This window comes from Klebsiella sp. K5-45, assembly GCF_030128605.1.
Taxonomy (GTDB): Bacteria; Pseudomonadota; Gammaproteobacteria; order Enterobacterales; family Enterobacteriaceae; genus Klebsiella; species Klebsiella quasipneumoniae.
This window is the reverse complement of sequence record NZ_JAKUZW010000006.1, coordinates 227,684-249,688: the sequence shown is the minus strand read 5'-3', so window position 1 is coordinate 249,688 and position 22,005 is coordinate 227,684. Positions and strand designations below refer to the sequence as shown.

General features: G+C 55.4%; 20 protein-coding genes, 6 tRNA genes and 1 other RNA gene. 11 read left to right on the top strand and 16 right to left on the bottom strand.

Translation table 11 applies throughout. From position 1 onward, the window contains the following. The first annotated feature begins 13 nt into the window (after positions 1–13). Complete coding sequence (pdxK, locus tag MKS11_RS14965; RefSeq protein ID WP_043520180.1) at positions 14–880, top strand: pyridoxine/pyridoxal/pyridoxamine kinase; 867 nt, start codon at positions 14–16, stop codon at positions 878–880. Continuing rightward, on the top strand, positions 877–1,116 hold the full coding sequence (locus tag MKS11_RS14960) for a hypothetical protein (RefSeq protein ID WP_017900460.1): 240 nt from the start codon (positions 877–879) through the stop codon (positions 1,114–1,116). Before pdxK ends, MKS11_RS14960 begins: the two co-directional genes overlap by 4 nt. A gap of 40 nt (positions 1,117–1,156) precedes the next feature. Here MKS11_RS14960 and crr read toward each other — a convergent pair whose 3' ends face one another. From crr to cysZ, 5 genes are all read right to left on the bottom strand, one after another. Further along, positions 1,157–1,666, bottom strand: coding sequence for a PTS glucose transporter subunit IIA (gene crr, locus MKS11_RS14955; protein ID WP_000522253.1), 510 nt, complete (start codon positions 1,664–1,666; stop codon positions 1,157–1,159). 42 nt (positions 1,667–1,708) lie between these two features. Then, positions 1,709–3,436 carry a phosphoenolpyruvate-protein phosphotransferase PtsI gene (ptsI, locus tag MKS11_RS14950; protein WP_004201998.1) on the bottom strand — a complete coding sequence of 576 codons (1,728 nt, stop codon included), beginning with the start codon at positions 3,434–3,436 and terminating at the stop codon, positions 1,709–1,711. 44 nt (positions 3,437–3,480) lie between these two features. Next, complete coding sequence (gene ptsH, locus MKS11_RS14945) at positions 3,481–3,738, bottom strand: phosphocarrier protein Hpr (RefSeq protein WP_002913505.1); 258 nt, start codon at positions 3,736–3,738, stop codon at positions 3,481–3,483. A 380-nt stretch (positions 3,739–4,118) separates the two neighbouring features. Further along, positions 4,119–5,090 (bottom strand): cysteine synthase A, encoded by a 972-nt coding sequence (gene cysK, locus MKS11_RS14940; RefSeq protein WP_004202001.1) that lies wholly within the window; start codon positions 5,088–5,090, stop codon positions 4,119–4,121. A 176-nt stretch (positions 5,091–5,266) separates the two neighbouring features. Then, positions 5,267–6,028 (bottom strand): sulfate transporter CysZ, encoded by a 762-nt coding sequence (gene cysZ / locus MKS11_RS14935; protein WP_087771354.1) that lies wholly within the window; start codon positions 6,026–6,028, stop codon positions 5,267–5,269. Between the two features lie 230 nt (positions 6,029–6,258). On the opposite strand from cysZ, the gene zipA reads away from it, so the two are divergent. The 3 genes from zipA to MKS11_RS14920 all read left to right on the top strand — a co-directional run bounded on the left by zipA (position 6,259) and on the right by MKS11_RS14920 (position 9,625). Next, the gene (zipA, locus tag MKS11_RS14930; protein WP_167878763.1) at positions 6,259–7,320 is read left to right on the top strand and encodes a cell division protein ZipA; all 1,062 of its coding nucleotides are present in this window, start codon (positions 6,259–6,261) and stop codon (positions 7,318–7,320) included. Between the two features lie 69 nt (positions 7,321–7,389). Further along, entirely contained in the window at positions 7,390–9,405 is a 2,016-nt protein-coding gene (gene ligA, locus MKS11_RS14925; protein ID WP_087771355.1) for an NAD-dependent DNA ligase LigA, read from the top strand. 1 nt (position 9,406) lies between these two features. After that, positions 9,407–9,625 carry a DUF3820 family protein gene (locus tag MKS11_RS14920; RefSeq protein WP_004202007.1) on the top strand — a complete coding sequence of 73 codons (219 nt, stop codon included), beginning with the start codon at positions 9,407–9,409 and terminating at the stop codon, positions 9,623–9,625. On the opposite strand, the gene MKS11_RS14915 is transcribed toward MKS11_RS14920, so the two are convergent. Then, a complete protein-coding gene (locus MKS11_RS14915; protein WP_004202009.1) occupies positions 9,622–10,620 on the bottom strand; it encodes a bile acid:sodium symporter family protein in 999 nt (332 codons plus the stop codon). The two genes, MKS11_RS14920 and MKS11_RS14915, sit on opposite strands and share 4 nt — an antisense overlap. Positions 10,621–10,708: 88 nt before the next feature. Between MKS11_RS14915 and MKS11_RS14910 the strand changes: the two genes are divergently transcribed. Further along, positions 10,709–11,635, top strand: a complete 927-nt coding sequence (locus MKS11_RS14910; RefSeq protein ID WP_064183430.1) for a LysR family transcriptional regulator — start codon at positions 10,709–10,711, stop codon at positions 11,633–11,635. Between the two features lie 86 nt (positions 11,636–11,721). On the opposite strand, the gene MKS11_RS14905 is transcribed toward MKS11_RS14910, so the two are convergent. The 5 genes from MKS11_RS14905 to MKS11_RS14885 form a co-directional block, all read right to left on the bottom strand. Then, positions 11,722–11,857, bottom strand: a non-coding RNA gene (locus tag MKS11_RS14905) — RtT sRNA. A gap of 22 nt (positions 11,858–11,879) precedes the next feature. Next, positions 11,880–11,955, bottom strand: a tRNA-Lys gene (locus MKS11_RS14900). 4 nt (positions 11,956–11,959) lie between these two features. After that, positions 11,960–12,035, bottom strand: a tRNA-Val gene (locus MKS11_RS14895). 46 nt (positions 12,036–12,081) lie between these two features. Then, positions 12,082–12,157: transfer RNA gene (locus tag MKS11_RS14890), tRNA-Val, on the bottom strand. A 45-nt stretch (positions 12,158–12,202) separates the two neighbouring features. Then, positions 12,203–12,278: transfer RNA gene (locus tag MKS11_RS14885), tRNA-Val, on the bottom strand. Positions 12,279–12,537: 259 nt separating this feature from the next. Between MKS11_RS14885 and gltX the strand changes: the two genes are divergently transcribed. Next, positions 12,538–13,956 (top strand): glutamate--tRNA ligase, encoded by a 1,419-nt coding sequence (gene gltX, locus MKS11_RS14880; RefSeq protein ID WP_004202014.1) that lies wholly within the window; start codon positions 12,538–12,540, stop codon positions 13,954–13,956. 54 nt (positions 13,957–14,010) lie between these two features. On the opposite strand, the gene MKS11_RS14875 is transcribed toward gltX, so the two are convergent. Continuing rightward, a complete protein-coding gene (locus MKS11_RS14875; RefSeq protein WP_004202015.1) occupies positions 14,011–14,403 on the bottom strand; it encodes a YfeC-like transcriptional regulator in 393 nt (130 codons plus the stop codon). A gap of 3 nt (positions 14,404–14,406) precedes the next feature. Then, entirely contained in the window at positions 14,407–14,760 is a 354-nt protein-coding gene (locus MKS11_RS14870) for a YfeC-like transcriptional regulator (protein WP_004202017.1), read from the bottom strand. Positions 14,761–14,979: 219 nt separating this feature from the next. Between MKS11_RS14870 and MKS11_RS14865 the strand changes: the two genes are divergently transcribed. The 3 genes from MKS11_RS14865 (at position 14,980) to MKS11_RS14855 (ending at position 17,553) form a co-directional block, all read left to right on the top strand. Next, positions 14,980–15,055: transfer RNA gene (locus tag MKS11_RS14865), tRNA-Ala, on the top strand. Between the two features lie 41 nt (positions 15,056–15,096). Next, a tRNA-Ala gene (locus tag MKS11_RS14860) sits at positions 15,097–15,172 on the top strand. A gap of 209 nt (positions 15,173–15,381) precedes the next feature. Beyond that, on the top strand, positions 15,382–17,553 hold the full coding sequence (locus MKS11_RS14855; RefSeq protein ID WP_049093300.1) for an EAL domain-containing protein: 2,172 nt from the start codon (positions 15,382–15,384) through the stop codon (positions 17,551–17,553). A gap of 48 nt (positions 17,554–17,601) precedes the next feature. Here MKS11_RS14855 and nupC read toward each other — a convergent pair whose 3' ends face one another. Then, positions 17,602–18,804, bottom strand: coding sequence for a nucleoside permease NupC (nupC, locus tag MKS11_RS14850; protein ID WP_012540950.1), 1,203 nt, complete (start codon positions 18,802–18,804; stop codon positions 17,602–17,604). Between the two features lie 345 nt (positions 18,805–19,149). Here nupC and MKS11_RS14845 point away from each other — a divergent pair, with 345 nt between their 5' ends. Continuing rightward, entirely contained in the window at positions 19,150–20,391 is a 1,242-nt protein-coding gene (locus tag MKS11_RS14845) for an Nramp family divalent metal transporter (protein WP_004202021.1), read from the top strand. A 57-nt stretch (positions 20,392–20,448) separates the two neighbouring features. On the opposite strand, the gene MKS11_RS14840 is transcribed toward MKS11_RS14845, so the two are convergent. Together MKS11_RS14840 and MKS11_RS14835 are read right to left on the bottom strand one after the other, a co-directional pair. Next, positions 20,449–20,808 carry a DUF2502 domain-containing protein gene (locus MKS11_RS14840; RefSeq protein ID WP_004202022.1) on the bottom strand — a complete coding sequence of 120 codons (360 nt, stop codon included), beginning with the start codon at positions 20,806–20,808 and terminating at the stop codon, positions 20,449–20,451. A 130-nt stretch (positions 20,809–20,938) separates the two neighbouring features. Beyond that, positions 20,939–21,931, bottom strand: a complete 993-nt coding sequence (locus MKS11_RS14835) for an aldo/keto reductase (RefSeq protein WP_065878302.1) — start codon at positions 21,929–21,931, stop codon at positions 20,939–20,941. Positions 21,932–22,005 lie beyond the last annotated feature (74 nt).

Below are 22,005 nucleotides of genomic sequence, written 5' to 3'. Positions count from 1 at the left end.
GAGGGGAGAAAAGATGGGCCAGCAAGATGACATACAATCAGTGCTCTTTCACGACAAAAGCCGGGCGTCGGAAGTCGATATCGTCGCCGTGCAGTCGCAGGTAGTTTACGGCAGCGTCGGCAACAGCATCGCGGTACCGGCGATTAAACAGCACGGTTTGCGCGTGCTGGCGGTGCCGACGGTGCTGTTCAGCAATACGCCCCATTATGAGACGTTCTATGGCGGCATTATCCCGGAGGAGTGGTTTGTCGGGTACCTGCAGGCGCTTGAGGAGCGCGACGCGTTGCGCGAACTGCGTGCGGTGACCACCGGCTATATGGGCAACGGCGTGCAAATTGAACGCCTGGCGCAGTGGTTGACGCGGGTCCGCGACCGCCATCCCGATCTCTGTATTCTGGTGGATCCGGTGATTGGCGATGTCGACAGCGGCATCTACGTCAAGGCCGAGATCCCGGAAGCCTATCGTCAGCACCTGCTGCCGCTGGCGCAAGGGATCACCCCTAATCTGTTTGAGCTGGAGACGCTGAGCGGCCGGCGCTGTCGCAATCAGCAGGAGGCGGTCGCCGCGGCTCGAAGCCTGCTGTCGGACAGTCTCAAGTGGGTGGTGATCACCAGCGCGCCAGGAGAGGCCGCTTCGACAATCAATGTGCTGGTGGTGACGGCCGATGCAGTGCAGGTGGTGGTTCACCCGCGGGTGGAGACGGACTTGAAGGGTACCGGCGATCTGTTTTGCGCTGAGCTGGTGAGCGGGTTGCTTTCGGGCCTGGCGCTGGGGGCAGCGACGGAAGCAGCCGCCCAGCGCGTGCTGGAGGTGATGAACTGGACTGCCGCGCAGGGGTGTGACGAACTGATCCTGCCGCCGCTGGAGCAACAGAGATGAAAAGCTATCGGTTAGTGATCCGTCAGCAGGGACGCATTGTTGGTCATTTTGATACCACAGGGGAGGCGGCGCTGGAGGATGCCTGCGTGGCGCGGTCGCTGTTCGGCCTGGCCGGAGGATATCAGTGCGAACTGCTGGTCTCTGACGGCGAGCGGCGCATTCTGGAGAGCACCCCGGAAGGATTGCGTCTCTTATCTCGCGAAAAATGCTATCAGCCGGTGACCCACGCGATATAAAAAAATGGCGCCTTTCGGCGCCATTTCTATGCAGCAATCATTACTTCTTGATGCGGATTACCGGGGTTTCACCCACGGTCACGCTACCGGACAGTTTGATCAGCTCTTTGATCTCGTCCATGTTGGAGATAACCACCGGAGTCAGGGTAGACTTGGCTTTCTCTTCCAGCAGCGGCAGATCGAATTCGATAACCGGGTCGCCGACTTTCACGCGCTGGCCTTCTTCAGCGATACGCTTGAAGCCTTCGCCTTTCAGTTCAACGGTATCAATACCGAAGTGAACGAACAGCTCGATGCCGCTATCAGATTCAATAGAGAACGCATGGTTGGTTTCGAAAATTTTACCAATGGTACCGTCTACCGGCGCGACCATTTTGTTGCCGGTCGGTTTGATGGCAATCCCATCGCCCACAATTTTTTCCGCAAAAACCACATCCGGCACGTCTTCAATGTTGACGATCTCACCGGAGAGGGGAGCAACAATCTCAATAGTTCCGGTGTCTTTCTTGTCATCAGAAACCAGAGATTTCAATTTATCAAACAAACCCATGATCTTCTCCTAAGCAGTAATTTGGGCCGCGCATCTCGTGGATTAGCAGATTGTTTTTTCTTCAATGAACTTGTTAACCAGCGTCATTAACTCGTCCGTTGTCGGTTGAGCAAGAGCCTGCTCTGCTAATACTTTCGCATCTTCGAAGTTCGTGTTACGAATAATCTTCTTGATGCGCGGGATGGAAATGGCGCTCATAGAGAATTCGTCCAGCCCCATACCCAGCAACAGAAGTGTAGCACGTTCATCGCCCGCAAGCTCACCGCACATGCCAGTCCATTTACCTTCAGCGTGAGAAGCATCAATAACTTGCTTAATCAGATTCAGTACAGACGGTGACATCGGCTGGTAAAGATGTGAAATCATATCATTACCACGGTCAACTGCCAGAGTATATTGCGTTAAATCATTGGTGCCGATACTAAAGAAATCAACTTCTTTGGCCAGATGACGAGCAATGGTCGCCGCAGCCGGTGTTTCCACCATCACGCCGATCTCAATGGATTCGTCAAATGCTTTACCTTCGTCACGCAGTTCCTGTTTGTAGATTTCGATCTCTTTCTTCAGCGCACGCACTTCTTCAACAGAGATGATCATCGGGAACATAATGCGCAGCTTACCGAAAGCGGAGGCACGCAGGATGGCGCGAACCTGATCGCGGAGGATCTCTTTACGATCCATGGCGATACGCACGGCACGCCAGCCGAGGAACGGGTTCTCTTCTTTCGGGAAGTTCATATACGGCAGCTCTTTGTCGCCGCCGATGTCCATGGTACGCACGATAACGGCCTGAGAGCCACAGGCTTCAGCCACCGCTTTATAAGCCGCAAACTGCTCTTCTTCGGTTGGCAGCGCGTCGCGATCCATGAACAGGAATTCAGTACGATACAGGCCTACGCCTTCGGCGCCGTTGCGCTCAGCACCTTCGACGTCGCGAACGGTACCGATGTTGGCGCACACTTCAACCTGATGGCCGTCGAGAGTAATCGCCGGCAGATCTTTCAGTTTCGCCAGTTCGGCTTTTTCTTCCGCAACCTGAGCCTGCAGATTACGCAGCGCTTCAATTTGCTCGTTAGACGGGTTGATCAGAACCTGGTTGTTCACCGCGTCGAGAATCAGATAGTCGCCGTTTTTCACCTGCGCCGTGATGCTGCCGGTGCCCACGATGGCCGGCAGTTCCAGGGAACGCGCCATGATGGAGGTGTGGGAGGTACGGCCGCCCGCGTCGGTGATGAAACCCAGCACTTTTTTCAGGTTCAGCTGTGCGGTTTCAGACGGGGTCAGATCGGCGGCGACGAGGATGACTTCATCCTGAATCGCGCTCAGATCGATGATAGCCAGACCAAGGATGTTGCGCAGCAGGCGCTTACCAATATCACGTACGTCAGCCGCACGTTCTTTCAGGTATTCATCGTCCAGCTCTTCCAGGGCAGTGGCCTGACCGTCGATAACTTCATTGGCTGCCGCGTCGGCAGTCATGTGCTTATCTTTAATCAGGGCTATGATTTCCTGCTCAAGCTCCTCATCTTCCAGCAGCATAATATGCCCTTCGAAGATGGCTTCTTTTTCTTCACCGAAAGTTTCACCAGCTTTGGTTTTGATGACCTCCAGCTGGGCGGAGGCCTTGGCGCGGCCGCTCAGGAAACGTTCGACTTCCTGATCAACCTTATCGGCAGAAATTTTCTTCCGGTCGATGACAATTTCATCTTCCTTCAGCAGCAGTGCTTTGCCGAAGGCGATACCCGGGGATGCTAAAATGCCTGAAATCATAACCCTACCTTACTTGTGACTGATATGAAAAAGAACCCGTGAACTTACTCGAGTTCAGCCATCAGTTTAACCAGATGCTCAACAGCTTTCTGCTCATCTTCGCCTTCCGCGGAGAGGGTCACTACGGTGCCCTGGGTCAGGCCCAGAGTCTGCAGTTTGAACAGGCTTTTGGCGCTGGCGCTTTTGCCGTTGGAGGTTACAGTGATCTCAGAAGTGAAGCCTTTAGCTTCTTTAACAAACTGAGCAGCAGGGCGGGTGTGCAGACCGTTCGGAGCGGTAATGGTAACTTCTTGCTGGAACATTATATTTCCCCAACTTATAGGTTTAGTGTTGTGGACCTAAAGTCTAGTCTAACGACTCGACTTTAGCCTGTATTGTTAGCGCCGGCGTTACGTTTCCGGCCTTGGCGTCGGCAGCGCCTGGCGCTGCGAAGACCTGCGGGCCATTGACGTCTAGCACGTCATTAAACATTATGCCGCGAAAGGAAGACTTGAACCAAATCATAAAATCGATTCAGCTGGCGGAAATCCTCTTCTGAATAATTTCGCGCATCAAAATAAATGTGCTGGTTAAATACCAGACCCTACGAGGTGAATCAATGCCAGGAGGGGTAAAACTTTGACGTATGCCACAAAAAAGCACCTGAAAAGGTGCTTTTTTACACATTATTTACAAGCTGGCACTACTGTTGCAGTTCTTTCTCGGTGAAGAGATCGGCAAACAGCGCGGTGCTTAAATAACGCTCACCTGAGGAAGGCAGGATAACCACAATATTCTTATTGGTAAAGGCCTCATCTTCCTGCAGCTTCAGCGCCGCGGCAACGGCGGCCCCGGAAGAGATACCCGCCAGGATGCCTTCTTCTTCCATCAGGCGGCGTGCGGTGGAGATCGCTTCATCATTGGTGATGCCGATTACTTTGTCCACCAGCTTCAGATCCAGGTTGCCAGGAATGAAGCCGGCGCCGATGCCCTGAATTTTGTGCGGGCCCGGCTTGAGCTCTTCACCCGCCAGTGCCTGGGAGATGACCGGCGAATCGGTCGGTTCAACCGCGACGGTGATCAGATCTTTTTTGCCCTTGGTGTTTTTAATGTAGCGGCTGACGCCGGTCAGCGTACCGCCGGTACCGACGCCGGAGATGAAGACATCCACCTGACCGTCGGTGTCTTCCCAGATTTCCGGACCGGTGGTCTTTTCGTGGATTTCCGGGTTAGCCGGGTTGCTGAACTGCTGCAGCAGCAGGAATTTTTCCGGGTTGCTGGCGACAATCTCTTCCGCTTTCTGAATGGCGCCTTTCATGCCTTTGGCGCCTTCGGTCAGCACCAGGTTGGCGCCCAGCGCTTTCAGAAGCTTACGACGCTCAATGCTCATGGTTTCCGGCATGGTTAGCGTTAGCTTGTAGCCGCGTGCCGCCGCCACGTAGGCGAGGGCGATACCGGTGTTGCCGCTGGTCGGTTCGACCAGTTCCACGCCAGGTTTCAGCACGCCGCGTTTTTCAGCATCCCAGATCATATTGGCGCCGATACGGCATTTTACGCTAAAGCTCGGGTTACGAGATTCTACCTTTGCCAGGATACGACCGTTACCAATGCGGTTCAGTCGTACCAGCGGCGTATGACCGATAGTCAGGGAGTTGTCTTCAAAAATCTTACTCATGGCCCGTCCTTAACTGTATGAAATTTGGGGGTACGGCATCAGCATACCCGCTTAAAGAATATGCGGAAGTAAGGATTTAGCATATCTATATGCGTAAGGGAAATAATGATGAGCAAGAAGGAATAAGCGGAGATATAAGGAGCGGCGCTCGCCGCTCCCGGGGGGAGGTGTGACGACTACTTCCAGCTGGCGTGTCTGTCGCGATAGCAATCGACCCACATGGCGGTGGCGCCGCAGATAGCCACCGGGAGGATCACCAGGTTTAACACCGGGATCATGGTGAACAGGCTGGTGAGCGCGCCAAACTGCATATTCATCACCTTGCGGCTGCGCAGCGCTTCGCGCATGGTCCTGAAGGGGACCTTGTGGTTATCGAAGGGGTAATCGCAGTATTGAATCGCCAGCATCCATGCGCTGAACAGGAACCAGAGTACCGGAGCCACCGTCTGGCCAACGCCGGGTATAAAGTAGAGCAGCAACAGCACGATGGCGCGGGGCAGGTACCATGCCAGCTTCTGCCACTCACGCTTCATGATGCGTGGAATATCCTTCATGATGCCAAAGACGCCGACTTCCGGCGGGGTGGCGCCAGTCAGACGCGCTTCCAGCTGTTCCGCCAGCAGGCCGCTGAACGGGGCGGCAATCCAGTTGGCAATAGTAGAAAAGAAGTAGCCAAACACCAGCAGGATCGACAGCACCACCACCGGCCACAGCAGGTAGTTCAGCCACTGCAGCCAGTCAGGTACATGGCTCATCAGCGAAGGGATCCAGCTGTCGAGACGGGTAAACAGCCACCAGAAAGCACCGCCCATCAGCAGCACGTTAACCAGTAAAGGCAGGAAGACATAACGACGTATGCCCGGCAGCCCGATGAGTTTCCAGCCCTGCGAAAAATAGTGTACGCCGCTACGCGGGGTCGGTGCGGATGATGAAACCATAGCCAGGCATTGCTCCTTTTTTAACATCCAGTGTGAATGCTCGCTTATTTTATCGGGTCGTCAGACAATAACCAGTTAGGAAATGTTCGAAAAAACAGCAAAAAGCACGATTTAGTTCATCTTTATGTGGTGAAAGCGACCGACGCACTTGCACTTGAGGTAATCGGCAAATACTCTTAGTGAGTAAATGTTTGCCGTGGTGGCAAGGTGTTAGAACAACAGAGAATATAATGATGCAGGATTTGCGTCTGATATTAATCATTGTTGGCGCGATCGCCATAATCGCTTTACTGGTACATGGTTTCTGGACCAGCCGTAAAGAACGTTCTTCGATGTTTCGCGATCGCCCACTGAAACGTATGAAGTCGCGCGACGATGAGTCGGAAAACGACGACTTTGATGATAATGTTGAAGGCGTAGGTGAAGTCCGCGTTCATCCGGTGACTCACGCTCCGCACGGCGCGCATGGGGAGCATGAAGCCCCTCGTCAGGCGCCGCAGCACCAGTACCAGCCGCCTTACGAGCGCCAGATGCAGCAGCCTGTGCGTCCTGAGGAACCGGTTCGTCAGGCGCCGCCGCCGCGCCAGGCCCCGGTACAACCGCAGGGACAACCGTCTGCGCCGCATGTGGCTCCACAGCCGGGCTGGCAACAGCCGCAACCCGCGCAGCCGCCCGTGCAACCGCAACACCAGCCGCAGCCTGTTATGCAACAGCCTGTCGCGCCGCAGCCGGTGACCCCGACCGTCGCCCAGCCGCAGCCGGCCGCTCCGCAGCAGCCTGCGCCACAGCCTGTTGCCGCGCCGCAGCCCGCGGTGGCTGAACCGCAGCCGACAGAGCCGCAGCAGCCTGCAGCGCCGCAGCCGAAAGAGCGTAAAGAGACGGTCATCGTGATGAACGTCGCCGCGCACCATGGCGCGCAGCTTAACGGCGAGGTGCTTATCAATAGCATCCAGCAGGCCGGCTTCAAGTTTGGTGAAATGAATATTTTCCACCGCCATCTGAGCCCGGACGGCAGCGGCCCGGTGCTGTTCAGCCTGGCCAACATGGTGAAGCCGGGGACCTTCAATCCGGACAGCATGGCGGATATGATGACCCCTGGGGTGACTATCTTTATGCAGGTCCCTTCCTACGGTGATGAGCTGCAGAACTTCAAGCTGATGCTGCAGTCTGCGCAGTATATCGCCGATGAAGTGGGCGGCGTGGTGCTTGACGATCAGCGTCGCATGATGACGCCGCAAAAACTGCGTGAATACCAGGATCGTATTCGCGAAGTGAAAGACGCGAACGCCTGACGTCCCGCGTTATCTCAACTCCTTCTCAACCCCCGCCTGTCGGGGGTTTTTTATCATTGATGGTGTGATATGGAACCGATCGAACAACAACTGACTGAACTGCGAACCACGCTTCGCCATCATGAATACCTGTACCACGTTATGGACGCGCCGGAAGTGCCCGATGCGGAGTATGACCGGCTGATGCGCGAGCTGCGCGAGCTGGAGAGCCAGCATCCGGAGCTGATTACCCCGGATTCGCCGACTCAGCGCGTGGGGGCGGCGCCACTGACCGCCTTCAGCCAGATCCGCCATGAAGTGCCGATGCTGTCACTGGACAACGTGTTTGACGAAGAGAGCTTTCTGGCCTTCAACAAGCGGGTGCTGGATCGCCTGAAAAGCACAGACCCGCTCATCTACTGCTGCGAGCTGAAGCTCGACGGTCTCGCGGTGAGCATTCTCTACGAAAACGGCGTGCTGGTGCAGGCGGCGACCCGCGGCGACGGCACCACCGGCGAGGATATTACCTCTAACGTGCGAACCATCCGCACCATCCCGCTCAGGCTGCATGGCGATAATATCCCCGCACGCCTGGAGGTGCGCGGGGAAGTGTTCCTCCCGCAGGCCGGGTTCGAAAAAATCAATGAAGAAGCTCGCCGCACCGGCGGAAAAGTGTTTGCTAACCCGCGCAATGCGGCGGCGGGCTCGTTGCGCCAGCTGGACCCGCGCATCACCGCGAAGCGACCGCTTACTTTCTTCTGCTACGGCGTTGGGGTGCTGGAGGGCGGTGAGCTGCCGGCCAGCCACTCGGCCCGTTTACAGCAGTTCAAAGCATGGGGATTACCGGTGAGCGATCGCGTCACCCTTTGCCATACCCCCGAGGAAGTGCTCACTTACTATCGTAAAGTCGAGGAAGATCGTCCCCATCTGGGCTTTGACATTGATGGCGTGGTGATCAAAGTCGATTCGCTGGCGCTGCAGGAACAGCTGGGTTTCGTGGCCCGCGCGCCGCGCTGGGCCGTAGCCTTTAAGTTCCCGGCCCAGGAGCAGATGACTTTCGTCCGGGACGTGGAGTTCCAGGTGGGCCGCACCGGAGCGATTACGCCGGTGGCGCGCCTGGAGCCGGTCCATGTCGCCGGCGTGCTGGTGAGTAATGCCACTTTGCATAACGCCGATGAGATTGAACGCTTAGGCTTGAAAATCGGCGACAAGGTGGTGATTCGCCGGGCAGGCGACGTGATCCCTCAGGTGGTCAACGTGGTGCTTTCCGAACGTCCGGCAGATGCCCGGGATGTTGATTTCCCGACCCACTGCCCGGTCTGTCAGTCAGACGTTGAGCGAGTGGAAGGCGAGGCGGTAGCCCGCTGTACCGGCGGCCTGATCTGCGGCGCGCAGCGCAAAGAGTCGCTCAAGCACTTTGTCTCCCGTCGTGCGCTGGACGTTGACGGCATGGGCGATAAGATCATCGACCAGCTGGTGGAGAAAGAGTACGTCCATACCCCGGCGGATCTGTTCCGGCTGACCGCAGGGAAACTGACCGGGCTGGATAGGATGGGGCCGAAGTCCGCGCAAAACGTGGTCAACGCTCTCGAGAAAGCCAAAGAGACAACCTTCGCGCGTTTCCTCTACGCCTTGGGCATTCGCGAGGTAGGAGAAGCCACGGCGGCAGGCCTGGCGGCGCATTTTGGCACCCTCGAAGCCCTGGAGCAGGCTTCCATTGAGGAGCTGCAGAAGGTCCCTGATGTCGGCATCGTCGTCGCCACCCATACTTTCAACTTCTTTGCCGAAGAGAGCAACCGCGATGTCATTGCGCAGCTGCTGGCGGAAGGGGTTCACTGGCCGGCGCCGGTGGTGGTGAAGGCGGAAGAGATTGACAGCCCGTTTGCAGGCAAAACCGTCGTCCTGACCGGCAGCCTCAGTCAGTTGTCGCGGGATGATGCCAAAGCGCGTCTGGTTGCGCTAGGGGCGAAGGTGGCGGGCAGCGTGTCGAAGAAAACCGATCTGGTGATTGCAGGCGAAGCGGCGGGTTCTAAGCTGGCGAAAGCGCAGGAGCTCGGCATCGAGGTGATTGACGAAGCCGAAATGATGCGCCTGTTGGGAGAATAACGTGGATAAAGCGCAGCTGGTCGAGATCGCCAATACCGAGATGCCGTTCGGTAAATACAAGGGGCGTCGTTTAATCGATGTCCCGGAGGAGTATTTATTGTGGTTCGCGCGCAAGGATCAATTCCCTGCCGGCCATCTCGGCGAGCTGATGGCGCTGACCCTGCTGATTAAAAGCGAGGGGCTGAGCGATCTGGTCCAGCCCCTGAAGAAAGCGCGTTAGGCTTTGGCGGCGTTAGTTTTTTCCTGAGCGAGACGCGCATCGGTTTGCCGTTTATAGCGCCGCGCCAGCACCGCGCAGACCATCAGCTGGATTTGATGGAAGATCATCAGCGGCAGCACCATGATGCCGAGGATGGAGGTCGGGAAGAGAATATTGGCCATCGGGATGCCGTTGGCCAGGCTCTTTTTCGAACCGCAGAAGACGATGGTAATTTCATCGGCTTTGTTAAAGCCGCAGCGGCGGGCGACGAACACGTTGACCGCGATGACGATGGCCAGCAGCACCAGGCTGACTACCACGATAAACAGCAGCGATCCCAGGCCCACTTTATGCCAGATCCCGTTCACCACCGCCTCGCTAAAGGCGGAGTAGACCACCAGCAGAATCGAGGTCTGGTCGGTCTTACCAATCCACTTCTTATGCTTCGCCACCCAGTTGCCGATCCACGGCCGCGATAAATGGCCGAGCACGAAAGGCAACAGCAGCTGCAGCATGATCTTTCCGACCTGCTCGAGGCTACCGCCTGCGCCGTGAAGGTTCATCAGGACCCCCACCAGCAGTGGTGAAACAAAGATGCCCAACAGGCTGGAGGCCGAAGCTGAGCAGACCGCCGCCGCGACGTTGCCTCCGGCCAGCGAGGTGAAGGCGATGGCGGATTGCACGGTGGCCGGCAGAATGCACAAATAAATAAAACCGCTGTAGAGCATCGGATCGACCTTCACCGGCGCCCACCAGGCAAACAGAACCCCCAGCACCGGGAAGAGGATAAAGGTGCTGCACATCACCCACAGATGCAAACGCCAGTGGCTGCCGCCGGCGATAATTGCCTCCCGGGAGAGTTTGGCGCCATGCATAAAGAACAGCAGGGCGATGGCGGCGGTGGTGAGATGTTCAAAGAAGGGGACGAAAGCGCCACGGGCCGGGAAGAATGAGGCCAACAGGACAACGGTGACCAGGGTTGCCGTAAACGGATCGAGAATGCGGAAAAGTTTCATAAACGCTCCTGAAAAGAGATGCGCTATTGTGCTTTTTTTGATTTGAGAAATAAAATTGATTTATTGCATCTATTCATGAATTAAAAAGATGAATTACTCTCTGCGTCAGTTAAAAGTATTCGTTACCGTTGCCCGCGCCAGGAGCTTTAGCCGGGCGGGGGAGATGATTGGCTTAAGCCAGTCGGCCGTCAGCCACAGCGTCAAGGAGCTGGAGCATCAGACCGGAGTCCGTCTCCTTGACCGTACCACCCGGGAGGTGGTCCTCACCGAGGCGGGTCAGCAGCTGGCAGGCAGGCTGGAGCGTTTGCTCGATGAGCTTGCGGTGACGCTGCGCGATGCCGGTCGGGTAGGCCAGCAGCTGAGTGGCACCGTTAAGGTCGCCGCCAGTCAGACGATTTCCGCCCACCTTATTCCGCAGTGTATTGCTCACAGTAATCGACGTTATCCTGATATCGATTTTGTGCTGCACGACCGGCCCCAGCAGTGGGTCCTGGAGAGTATTCGCCAGGGAGAAGTGGATTTTGGCATCGTGATTGATCCGGGCCCGGCGGCCGATCTGCAGTGCGAGGTGGTCCTGGCGGAACCTTTTTTGCTGCTCTGCCGGGAGGATCATCCTTTTGCCAGCCTGACTGAAGTGCCGTGGCAGGCGCTACAGAATGAGAGACTGATCCTGCAGGACTATGCTTCCGGCAGCCGTCCGCTGATTGATGCGGCGCTCAGCAGGCTGGCTGTCCGGGCGAACATTGTGCAGGAGATTGGCCATCCGGCAACGCTGTTTCCGATGGTGGAATCGGGAATTGGCATCAGCGTACTGCCGGCGCTGGCGCTGCCGTTACCGCAGGGAAGCCATCTGGCGGTAAAGCGACTGGCTCCGGTAATGGAGCGGCAGCTGATGCTGGCATGCCGGAAAAACCGCTCGCTGTCGACCGCCGCCCAGGCGTTATGGGAAATCGTGCGAGAAGAAGGGGGCAATCTCACCGCCGCCAGGGTTGAAGATCCGCTGTATCAGCGTTGATCGCGGTTTATCGCCACGGGGAAGCTCGTGGCCGGGGCTGTGTTCCACGCATAGCAAAAAGGCGCCTTTAGGGCGCCTTTTTACATTGGTGGGTCGTGCAGGATGACTCGACTTCGCCTCGCCCTTCGGGCCGTCGCCGCAAGCGGCTCCGTTGTCTCACTGCGTTCGACCCGAACCTGCTGCAGGTTCGAATCGTTGAGTTCGGCGCATAGCAAAAAGGCGCCTTTAGGGCGCCTTTTTACATTGGTGGGTCGTGCAGGATTCGAACCTGCGACCAATTGATTAAAAGTCAACTGCTCTACCAACTGAGCTAACGACCCGAAGTGGTGGGTGATGACGGGATCGAACCGCCGACCCCCTCCTTGTAAGGGAGGTGCTCTCCCAGCTGAGCTAATCACCCACTTCGGTACTTCACATTTTGACAGAAAATCCAGCTGGCGAGAAATTGGTGGGTGATGACGGGATCGAACCGCCGACCCCCTCCTTGTAAGGGAGGTGCTCTCCCAGCTGAGCTAATCACCCACTTCTCAATTTTCTGTTCTACACGGCGGAGACTACGTTAAGTAGTGGTGGGTGATGACGGGATCGAACCGCCGACCCCCTCCTTGTAAGGGAGGTGCTCTCCCAGCTGAGCTAATCACCCCCGCTGTGTGGAGTCGCATTATAGGGAGAGTTGAAAATGAGTCAACGCCTTTTCTAAAGAATTCGTTCGTTCGTCGTAAAATTAAACAAAGCGATCGTAAAACCGGCGTCATAGCATGATTTATAAACAAAAATGGCAAACCGCGACGTTCCGACGGGAACAACATTGAGGAATCAGCCCACGGTGTTAGAATATTGACCCATAATTTCCACCGGACATTGCCGTCTATCGGCATCTTTATTAAACGTAAGGCCAATTCATGAAAATCAAAACTCGCTTCGCGCCAAGCCCAACCGGCTATCTGCACGTTGGCGGTGCGCGTACTGCTCTCTATTCCTGGCTTTTTGCCCGTAACCACGGCGGTGAGTTTGTACTGCGTATTGAAGACACCGATCTCGAACGCTCCACCCCGGAAGCAATTGAAGCCATCATGGATGGCATGAACTGGCTGAATCTGCAATGGGACGAAGGTCCCTATTACCAGACCAAACGTTTCGATCGTTATAACAACGTGATCGATGAGATGCTGGAAGCCGGTACCGCTTATAAATGCTATTGCTCGAAAGAGCGTCTGGAAGCGTTGCGCGAAGAGCAGATGGCGAACGGTGAGAAGCCGCGTTACGATGGCCGCTGCCGCCATAGCCACGAGCATCATGCCGACGATGAGCCGTGCGTGGTGCGTTTCGCCAACCCGCAGGAAGGGTCAGTTATTTTTGACGATCAGATCCGCGGACCTATCGAGTTCAGCAACCAGGAGCTGGACGATCTGATCATTCGCCGTACCGATGGTTCCCCGACCTACAACTTCTGCGTCGTCGTGGATGACTGGGACATGGCGATCACCCACGTGATCCGTGGTGAAGATCATATCAATAACACGCCGCGCCAGATCAACATCCTTAAAGCGCTGAACGCGCCGGTGCCGGTATACGCGCACGTATCGATGATTAACGGCGACGATGGCAAGAAACTCTCCAAGCGCCACGGGGCGGTCAGCGTGATGCAGTATCGCGACGATGGCTACCTGCCGGAAGCGTTGCTTAACTATCTGGTGCGTCTGGGCTGGTCCCATGGCGATCAGGAGATCTTCACCCGCGAAGAGATGATCGAGTTCTTCTCGCTGGGGGCGGTCAGCAAATCCGCCAGTGCGTTCAACACCGACAAGCTGCTGTGGCTGAACCATCATTACATCAATACGCTGCCAGCGGAGTATGTGGCGACCCATCTGCAGTGGCATATCGAGCAGGAAAATATCGATACCCGCAACGGTCCGCAGCTGGCCGAGTTGGTGAAGCTGCTGGGCGAGCGTTGCAAAACGCTGAAAGAGATTGCCCAGAGCTGCCGCTACTTCTATGAAGAGTTCGCTGAGTTCGACGCCGACGCGGCGAAGAAACATTTGCGTCCGGTAGCGCGTCAGCCGCTGGAGGTCGTCCGCGACAAGCTGGCGGCGATTAGCGACTGGACGGCGGAAAACGTCCACCACGCGATTCAGGCAACCGCTGATGAGCTGGAAGTGGGCATGGGTAAAGTCGGTATGCCGCTGCGCGTGGCCGTTACCGGTGCTGGGCAGTCTCCTGCGCTTGACGTAACCGTCCATGCAATCGGCAAGTCCCGTAGCGTAGAGCGTATCAATAAAGCGCTGGCTTTTATCGCTGAGCGCGAAGGCCAGGCGTCCTGACGGGGACGTAGATGATATAACGGCAGGATATACTCCTGCCGTTTTTTTTGTCTGTTACGCCGGGCTGGCGATGCCGAGGCGGGCAAGAAAACCGCTAATCCCTTCCCGGGCCAGCAGGTCGCGGAGCTGCAGCTGTTCTGCCGGAGTCATCAGTTGCAGGGTTTCTGTGATTTGCCGCCAGATCGCGTCCGCCTCATTGACCAGGTAAGCGCCTGGCGATTCCGCGAGATGATTGTCGCTAAACAGATGGCGTCTGGCGGGAATGTTAGTCAAAAACTCACGCACCGGTTGGTCGATGACCACCAGTCGCGCTCGTCCCCCTTTAACGCCGGGTATCGCTTCTGTGCGCCATTTCTTCTCCCGAACCCAGCGATTGATCGTTTGTCTGGCCAGCCCCAGGCAGTCGGCAAGCTCTGCGGGCGTCATTTTATCTTTTAGTTTCATCATGGTTTACCGATCGCGGATCCCTAACCGAAGCAGTAACCCGGTGATCCCCTCGCGCAGCAACAGCGACATAAGCTGCTTCTGCTCGCTGGGGGTGAGTTCTTTACAGAGGGTTAGCAGCAGCGATTCCAGATCGCTGTCGTGGGGAGAATAGGTGCCGGGCGTCTCCGCCACGCGCTGGGCGCTGCGGATAAACTCCCTGACTTGCTCATTGACATGGACCAGGCGCGCCTTGCCGCCCTGGACGCCAGGCCGCGGAGAGGTCTGCCAGCCTTCTTTCCGCACCCACTTATTGATAGTTTGCCGACTGTAGCCGGTCAGATGGGCGATTTCTTCAGGTGTCATTCGTTCCTTGAGCATACTATTTCCTGAGTAAATGTATGGGAATTAGCTGTCCATGTTATAGCATCCTTTTACTGGTAAAGGTGACCTGTTTAACTTCTGGCTGCGATAAGGCTCGCAATGTCAGCAGGTTGCCTGCTTTTTCAGCGATTGAATCGAGAAGGATAATTTTGCCGTTGACACCTGAGCGAGGAATTCATATTATGCCGCCCGTCAACACGACACGCTTTACGTTACGGGGCTATAGCTCAGCTGGGAGAGCGCTTGCATGGCATGCAAGAGGTCAGCGGTTCGATCCCGCTTAGCTCCACCAAATTCTGCACCCAGCGGATTTGGTTCGTAAAGAGGTCCTGTGGGGCTATAGCTCAGCTGGGAGAGCGCTTGCATGGCATGCAAGAGGTCAGCGGTTCGATCCCGCTTAGCTCCACCAAAATTCAGAACCCTCGCTTCGGCGGGGGTTTTTGTTTTTATCTATTTTCATGTAAAGCATTTTCTGCTTAAGTCAGTTAATCTCCAGCAATTAAAATCGAAAGTAATTTCAGACTTTTTCCTGATAAATCACCTTGCCTGCCCTAAATAAGCAACATAACATTTCCCCCATTAAACGTAATGAGGTTGCCGGAGTTTTAATTAACAATAATGGTTGATAAAATTAACATTAATATCAAAAAAACTCTGTTGGCCTTTATCGTCTGTTTAGTCGCTATTCCGCTGGCTCGTTTTATTTCACCGCAAACGGTTATTGATGGCAATCTTATTTATATTGCCTGGCTGCCCATTAGCGTGATGTTTTCTGTTATTTTTATCTTTGGCCGCTATGCGATTGCGCCATTAATCCTCGCATTTGCCATCACCAATTGCTTTCTTATTAAATTAACGCTACCGCAGGCGCTTATCTTACTCTTTTGTCAGCTGTTTGCGGTGTTCTTCTCCTGCGCTATTCTAAGACTGATGGTGGGTAAGCGCTGGCGCTGTGGCCCGACGGCAAAACATATGGGAGCGCGGATCTTCTGGGGCGGCTTCTTCGCGCCGGTGCTGCTGAAACTCACCATGTACCTTGCCGGGCAATATTTTGCTTTTCCCTTATCTATTACCAGCTATTTTGGCAGTATGCCATTGATTTATACCGTAATAGATATTCAAAGTTTAATCAGCGCGGCATTAATTTTCACCACTTTTTTATATTATCCAATGCGGATGATTATCAATCCACGCTACGCCCGACGTTTCTGGCGGCAGGAATGTTTACCGTGGCTGGCAGCAAAATATCGTTCCTTTACGCTATATTGGTTTATTGCGCTGGCGGTGATATTAACGCTATTGTGTGCGCCGTATCAGTCTGAATTTATTGCCGGTTATTTAGTTCCGGTGATTTTTATCGTCTACTTTATCGGGATTAGCCGAATTGGTCATGCGCTGCTGCGTATTTCATGGTCGGTCTCGGCTTTTTTACTGGTGGTGTATAACAAAAACTTTCTCCAGGGCGTCCAAAGCGAGTATTCATTATCCTTTGTGCTCTCAGTGCTGATCTCCTTTACTATCTGTTTGTTTTATATGGCAGACACCTATGCCCGTAGCGACCGCAATAAACGCCGCTGGCGTAGTCAGGCGGAAGAAGATCCGCTGACTGGCTTGCCTAACCTGCGCGCGCTGGAGAGCCATTTACAGAGCTGTCCGCAGCAGGTTATCTGCAGCCTGCGTATTCATAATCTCGACTTTCTCAGCAGGCATTATGGCCTGATGATGGGGGTGGACTGTAAACGGCAGATTATTCGGGCGTTGCAACCGCTGCTGGGGGCGACGGATAAAGTTTTCCAGGTGCCGGGCAGCGAACTGATCCTCGTGCTTGACGGACCGGAGCCTTCGTCCCGTTTGCATCATATGGTCGCGGTTCTCAATCACAAAAAATTCAGCTGGCACAATCAGCCGCTGGATCTGGAGTTTGGCGCGGCCTGGGGCCGCGACGACGGTCAGCGCGAGGGACTTCACCAGATGCTGGGTCAGCTAAGCTGGCTTTCCGAACAGGCGGGTAGCGAACGTCGGGTGCTGGCCCTGGATGAGGAGCAGGAGCTGGTGGTGGATCAAACCACCGAGCAGGTGCGCCTCCTCATGCGCGTCAAGCAGGTGCTTAAAGAGCGGGCGCTGATGCTCTATGCGCAGCCGATTCATAACAGGGAAGGGGAGGGATATCATGAGATCCTCACCCGCATGCGCTGTGGCGATAGCGTCATTATGCCCGATCAGTTTATCCCGTTGATTGTGCAGTTTAACCTCAGCCAACGTTTCGACATGCTGGTGCTGGAGACCTTGTTCAGCGTGCTTCATCAGCACCCTGGCCAGCGATTCTCGGTCAATCTGCTGCCTGCAACTCTAATGCAAAAGGACAGCGCCGCGCAGATTATCGCGCTGTTTCAACGCTATGCGGTCTCACCAGGCCTTATCACTATTGAAGTCACTGAAGAGCAGGCCTTTTCCAATGCCGACATCAGCCAGCAAAATCTTGAAGCGCTGCGCGCGTTTGGCTGCGCCATCGCCATTGATGACTTTGGCACCGGGTATGCGAACTATGAACGGCTGAAGCATCTGCAGGCCGATATCATCAAGATTGACGGCTGCTTCGTTCGCGACATCCTCACTGACCCGCTGGACGCCATTATGGTGAAATCGATTGTCGAGATGGCGCGGGCGAAACAGATGAGCGTGGTGGCGGAATATGTCGAAAGCGAACCGCAAAAAGCGCGCTTGCTGGAGCTGGGGGTGAATTATCTGCAGGGCTACCTGGTGGGCAAGCCCCAGCCGCTGGGCAAATGACGGGTAAAAAAAAGCCGGGCATTGCCCGGCTCAGAGGACTGGCGCCTGTTACAGAACCAGAGCCGCAATAGAAGCAGACAGTACGCTGACCAGCGTGGAGCCGTAAACCAGCTTCAGACCGAAGCGTGAAACCACGTTGCCCTGCTCTTCGTTCAGACCTTTAATCGCCCCGGCGATGATGCCGATAGACGAGAAGTTGGCGAAGGAGACCAGGAAGATAGAGATAATGCCTTCCGCACGCGGGGAGAGCGTCGAGGCGATTTTCTGCAGATCCATCATGGCGACGAATTCATTGGAGACCAGCTTGGTGGCCATAATACTACCCACCTGCAGCGCTTCGCTTGCCGGCACACCCATCACCCAGGCGACCGGGTAGAAGATATAGCCAAGGATCCCCTGGAAGGAGATGCTGTAGCCGAACCAGCCGGTCACGGTGGCGAACAGGGCGTTCAGCGCGGAGATCAGCGCGATGAAGCCGATCAGCATCGCCGCCACGATAATCGCGACTTTAAAGCCCGCCAGAATGTATTCGCCCAGCATCTCGAAGAAGCTTTGACCTTCGTGCAGATTCGACATCTGCAGATTTTCTTCACTCTCTTCCACGCGGTACGGGTTAATCAACGACAGCACGATAAAGGTGCTGAACATGTTGAGCACCAGCGCCGCGACGACGTACTTCGGCTGCAGCATGGTCATATACGCGCCGACGATGGACATCGATACGGTGGACATCGCGGTCGCTGCCATGGTGTACATACGGTTGCGCGACATTTTGCCGAGAATATCTTTATAGGCAATAAAGTTTTCCGACTGGCCGAGGATCAGCGAGCTTACGGCGTTGAAGGACTCCAGTTTGCCCATGCCGTTGATTTTCGACAGCACGGTACCGATGGCGCGGATAACAATCGGCAGGATGCGAATATGCTGCAAAATACCGATCAAAGCGGAAATGAAGACGATAGGGCACAGAACCTTAAGGAAGAAGAAGGCCAGACCTTTGTCGTTCATGCTGCCGAACACGAAGTTTGTCCCTTCGTTGGCAAAGCCGAGAAGTTTTTCAAACATCTCGGAGAAGCCTTTCACAAAACCCAGACCAATATCGGAGTTCAGGAAGAACCAGGCCAGCAGGACTTCAATGACAAGCAGTTGAACAACATAACGAATACGGATCTTTTTACGGTCATGACTGACCAACAGGGCCAGTATAGCCACCACAACGATCGCGAGGACAAAATGCAAGACGCGGTCCATAGTTGCTCCAAATATGAGGCAGGTTAAATTTCCGTGCACATTCTATGCAACGGCTTTAAAGAAAACGAGATCAATTGCACACTATTGCAAGGAACTGTGACCAATGGCAAAAATAGTGATCAAACATCCACTTTTGTTATGTTACGTAAAGGTTTTAAAAGTTGCATTCTTGTACTACTCTTAATATTTGGCGCGATCGGGTTTTCTGACGCCCTTTTCCATATCCGGCCAGCAATTGTTCCCTCCTATCACAGCAATTATTATCTCCATTCTAAATGAACTTGATAATCATTCGCATTTTGATAGCATGAAACATAGCAAAGGCTATATTTCCAGAGGCAGAAGATGACTAGCAGTCGCGTTGAGAATAGCAGTAGTCGCGCCGCGCGCAAGGTGAAGCTCGCCTTAATGGGGCCCGCTTTCGTCGCTGCCATTGGCTATATCGATCCGGGTAATTTCGCCACGAATATTCAGGCTGGCGCCAGCTTTGGCTATCAGCTGCTGTGGGTCGTAGTATGGGCCAACCTGATGGCGATGCTGATCCAGGTGCTCTCTGCCAAACTGGGCATTGCCACCGGTAAAAACCTGGCCGAGCAGATCCGCGACCATTACCCGCGCCCGGTCGTGTGGTTTTACTGGGTACAGGCGGAAATCATCGCCATGGCCACCGATCTGGCCGAATTTATCGGCGCTGCGATTGGCTTTAAGCTGGTGCTGGGTGTATCGCTTCTGCAAGGGGCGGTGCTGACCGGGGTGGCGACTTTCCTGATCCTGATGCTGCAGCGGCGCGGGCAAAAACCGCTGGAGAAGGTGATTGGCGGCTTGCTGCTGTTTGTTGCCGTCGCCTATGTCGTTGAATTGATCTTTTCCCAGCCCGCGCTGGCTCCCCTGACCAAAGGGCTGGCGATCCCTACGCTGCCCAACGGCGAGGCGGTATTCTTAGCCGCCGGGGTGCTGGGGGCCACTATTATGCCGCACGTGATCTACTTACACTCCTCGCTTACCCAGCATCTGCACGGCGGGACGCGAAAAGAACGCTATAACGCGACCCGCTGGGATGTGGCGATCGCCATGACCATTGCGGGGTTCGTTAACCTGGCGATGATGGCGACCGCCGCGGCGGCATTCCACTTCAACGGCCATACCGGCGTCGCCGATCTCGATCAGGCTTACAGAACGCTTGAGCCACTGCTGAGCCACGCGGCGGCGACTATCTTTGGCCTCAGCCTGGTCGCTGCAGGTTTATCCTCGACGGTGGTGGGGACTCTCGCAGGCCAGGTGGTCATGCAGGGCTTCATCCGCTTTCATATTCCGCTGTGGTTTCGCCGGGCGGTCACCATGCTGCCGTCGTTTGTCGTCATTCTGCTGGGACTGGATCCAACGCGTATTCTGGTGATGAGTCAGGTGTTGCTCAGCTTTGGTATTGCGCTTGCCCTGGTGCCGCTGCTGATATTTACCAGCAATGCAAAGCTAATGGGAGACCTGGTGAATACCCGTTGGGTGAGAGGCATCGGCTGGGCGATAGTCGCCATTGTGGTGAGCCTGAACGGCTGGTTAATTGTGGGATCGCTGCTCGGGGTGGATTGATGACTTCCTGCTGCGGAATAAAGCAAAGGGGAGCCGATGGGCTCCCCTTTTCGTCTGTTAGTGATGGCCATGTCCATGACCGTGACCGCGTCCGCCGGGACCACGTCCCCAGCCGCCGCGATGGTCGTCGCGGTCGCTCCAGCCCGCGCGATAGCCGCGCTCCCAGGCTTTATCTCTGCCTTTGTCCCAGCCGCGGTGCCAGCCGTTGTCATGACGATGCCAACGGTTATCACGCCATTCATAGTGACGACGCCAGTAATCACGGTCGCGCCAGCCGCCACCGTCCCAGTAGTTACCGTAATTGTCACGATCGCCTATTTGTAATTTTACTGATGGCAGCAGGGTGATTTCACCAGCGTTAGCGACTAGTGGCGCTGCGGCCAGCAGTACTGCTGCCAGAATCAGTGACCTGAACATACTCTTCTCCTTCACGATCGGGGCCGTAAGCGGCCTGTTAACCTGATATTACGGGCCGGTAAAGACCCGTCGCATCGGACGAACTCCGAAAGCGCAGAAAAGAGCACTTTTTGCTAAAGTAACATTTACTTTACAGCGCCAGGATGGCATCAATCGCCGCGCACTCCCCGGCGCTGAAATGACGGTTTTTCAGCATCCCTACCGCATCATCCAGCTGGGCGGTTTTGCTGGCGCCGATCAGCACGGAGGTGACTTTCTCCTCGCGCAGCACCCAGGCCAGCGCCATCTGCGACAGCTTCTGCCCGCGGGCTTCCGCCAGCGTATTCAGCTGACGAATTTTTTCTAATTTGGCGCGGGTCAGTTGCTCCGGCTGCAGAAAACGACTGCTGCTGGCGGCGCGTGAGTCTGCCGGAATGCCGTTAAGATAGCGGTCGGTCAGCTGGCCGCCGGCCAGCGGTGAAAACGCTATACTTCCCACCCCTTCGGTCTGCAAAAAATCCAGTAATCCCTCTTCCACACCGCGTTCAAACATGGAGTAGCGAGGCTGGTGAATGACGCAGGGGGTGCCGAGGTCGTTAAGGATTTTCACCGCTTCTCGCGCCTGGGCGAGCGGATAGTTAGAGAGGCCGACGTACAACGCTTTACCCTGGCGGACAAGATGATCGAGCGCGCGCATCGTTTCCGTCAGCGGTGTCTCCGGGTCCGGGCGGTGATGATAAAAAATATCGACATACTCCAGCCCCATGCGCCGCAGGCTCTGGTTCAGACTGGCCACCAGGTATTTGCGTGAACCCCAGTCGCCGTAAGGGCCCTCCCACATGGTGTAACCCGCTTTGGTGGAGATGATCAACTCATCGCGATAGGGCAGGAGGGCCTCTTTAAGGATGCGGCCAAAATTGCTCTCCGCCGAGCCCGGCGGCGGCCCATAATTATTGGCCAGGTCGAAATGGGTAATGCCGAGATCAAACGCGTGCAGGAGCATCTGCCGGCTGGTTTCCACCCGCGTTTCATCGCCAAAGTTATGCCACAGACCGAGAGAAATTGCCGGGAGCTGAAGGCCGCTGCTCCCGCAGCGACGATAGGCCATCGTTTGATATCGCGTGGTGCTTGCCTGGTAAACCATTCTTCCTCCGCAGATAAAACAAGGTGTGTATACGTTTACACTAATCAATGTTTTGCGTGGAGTACACCGCTTTT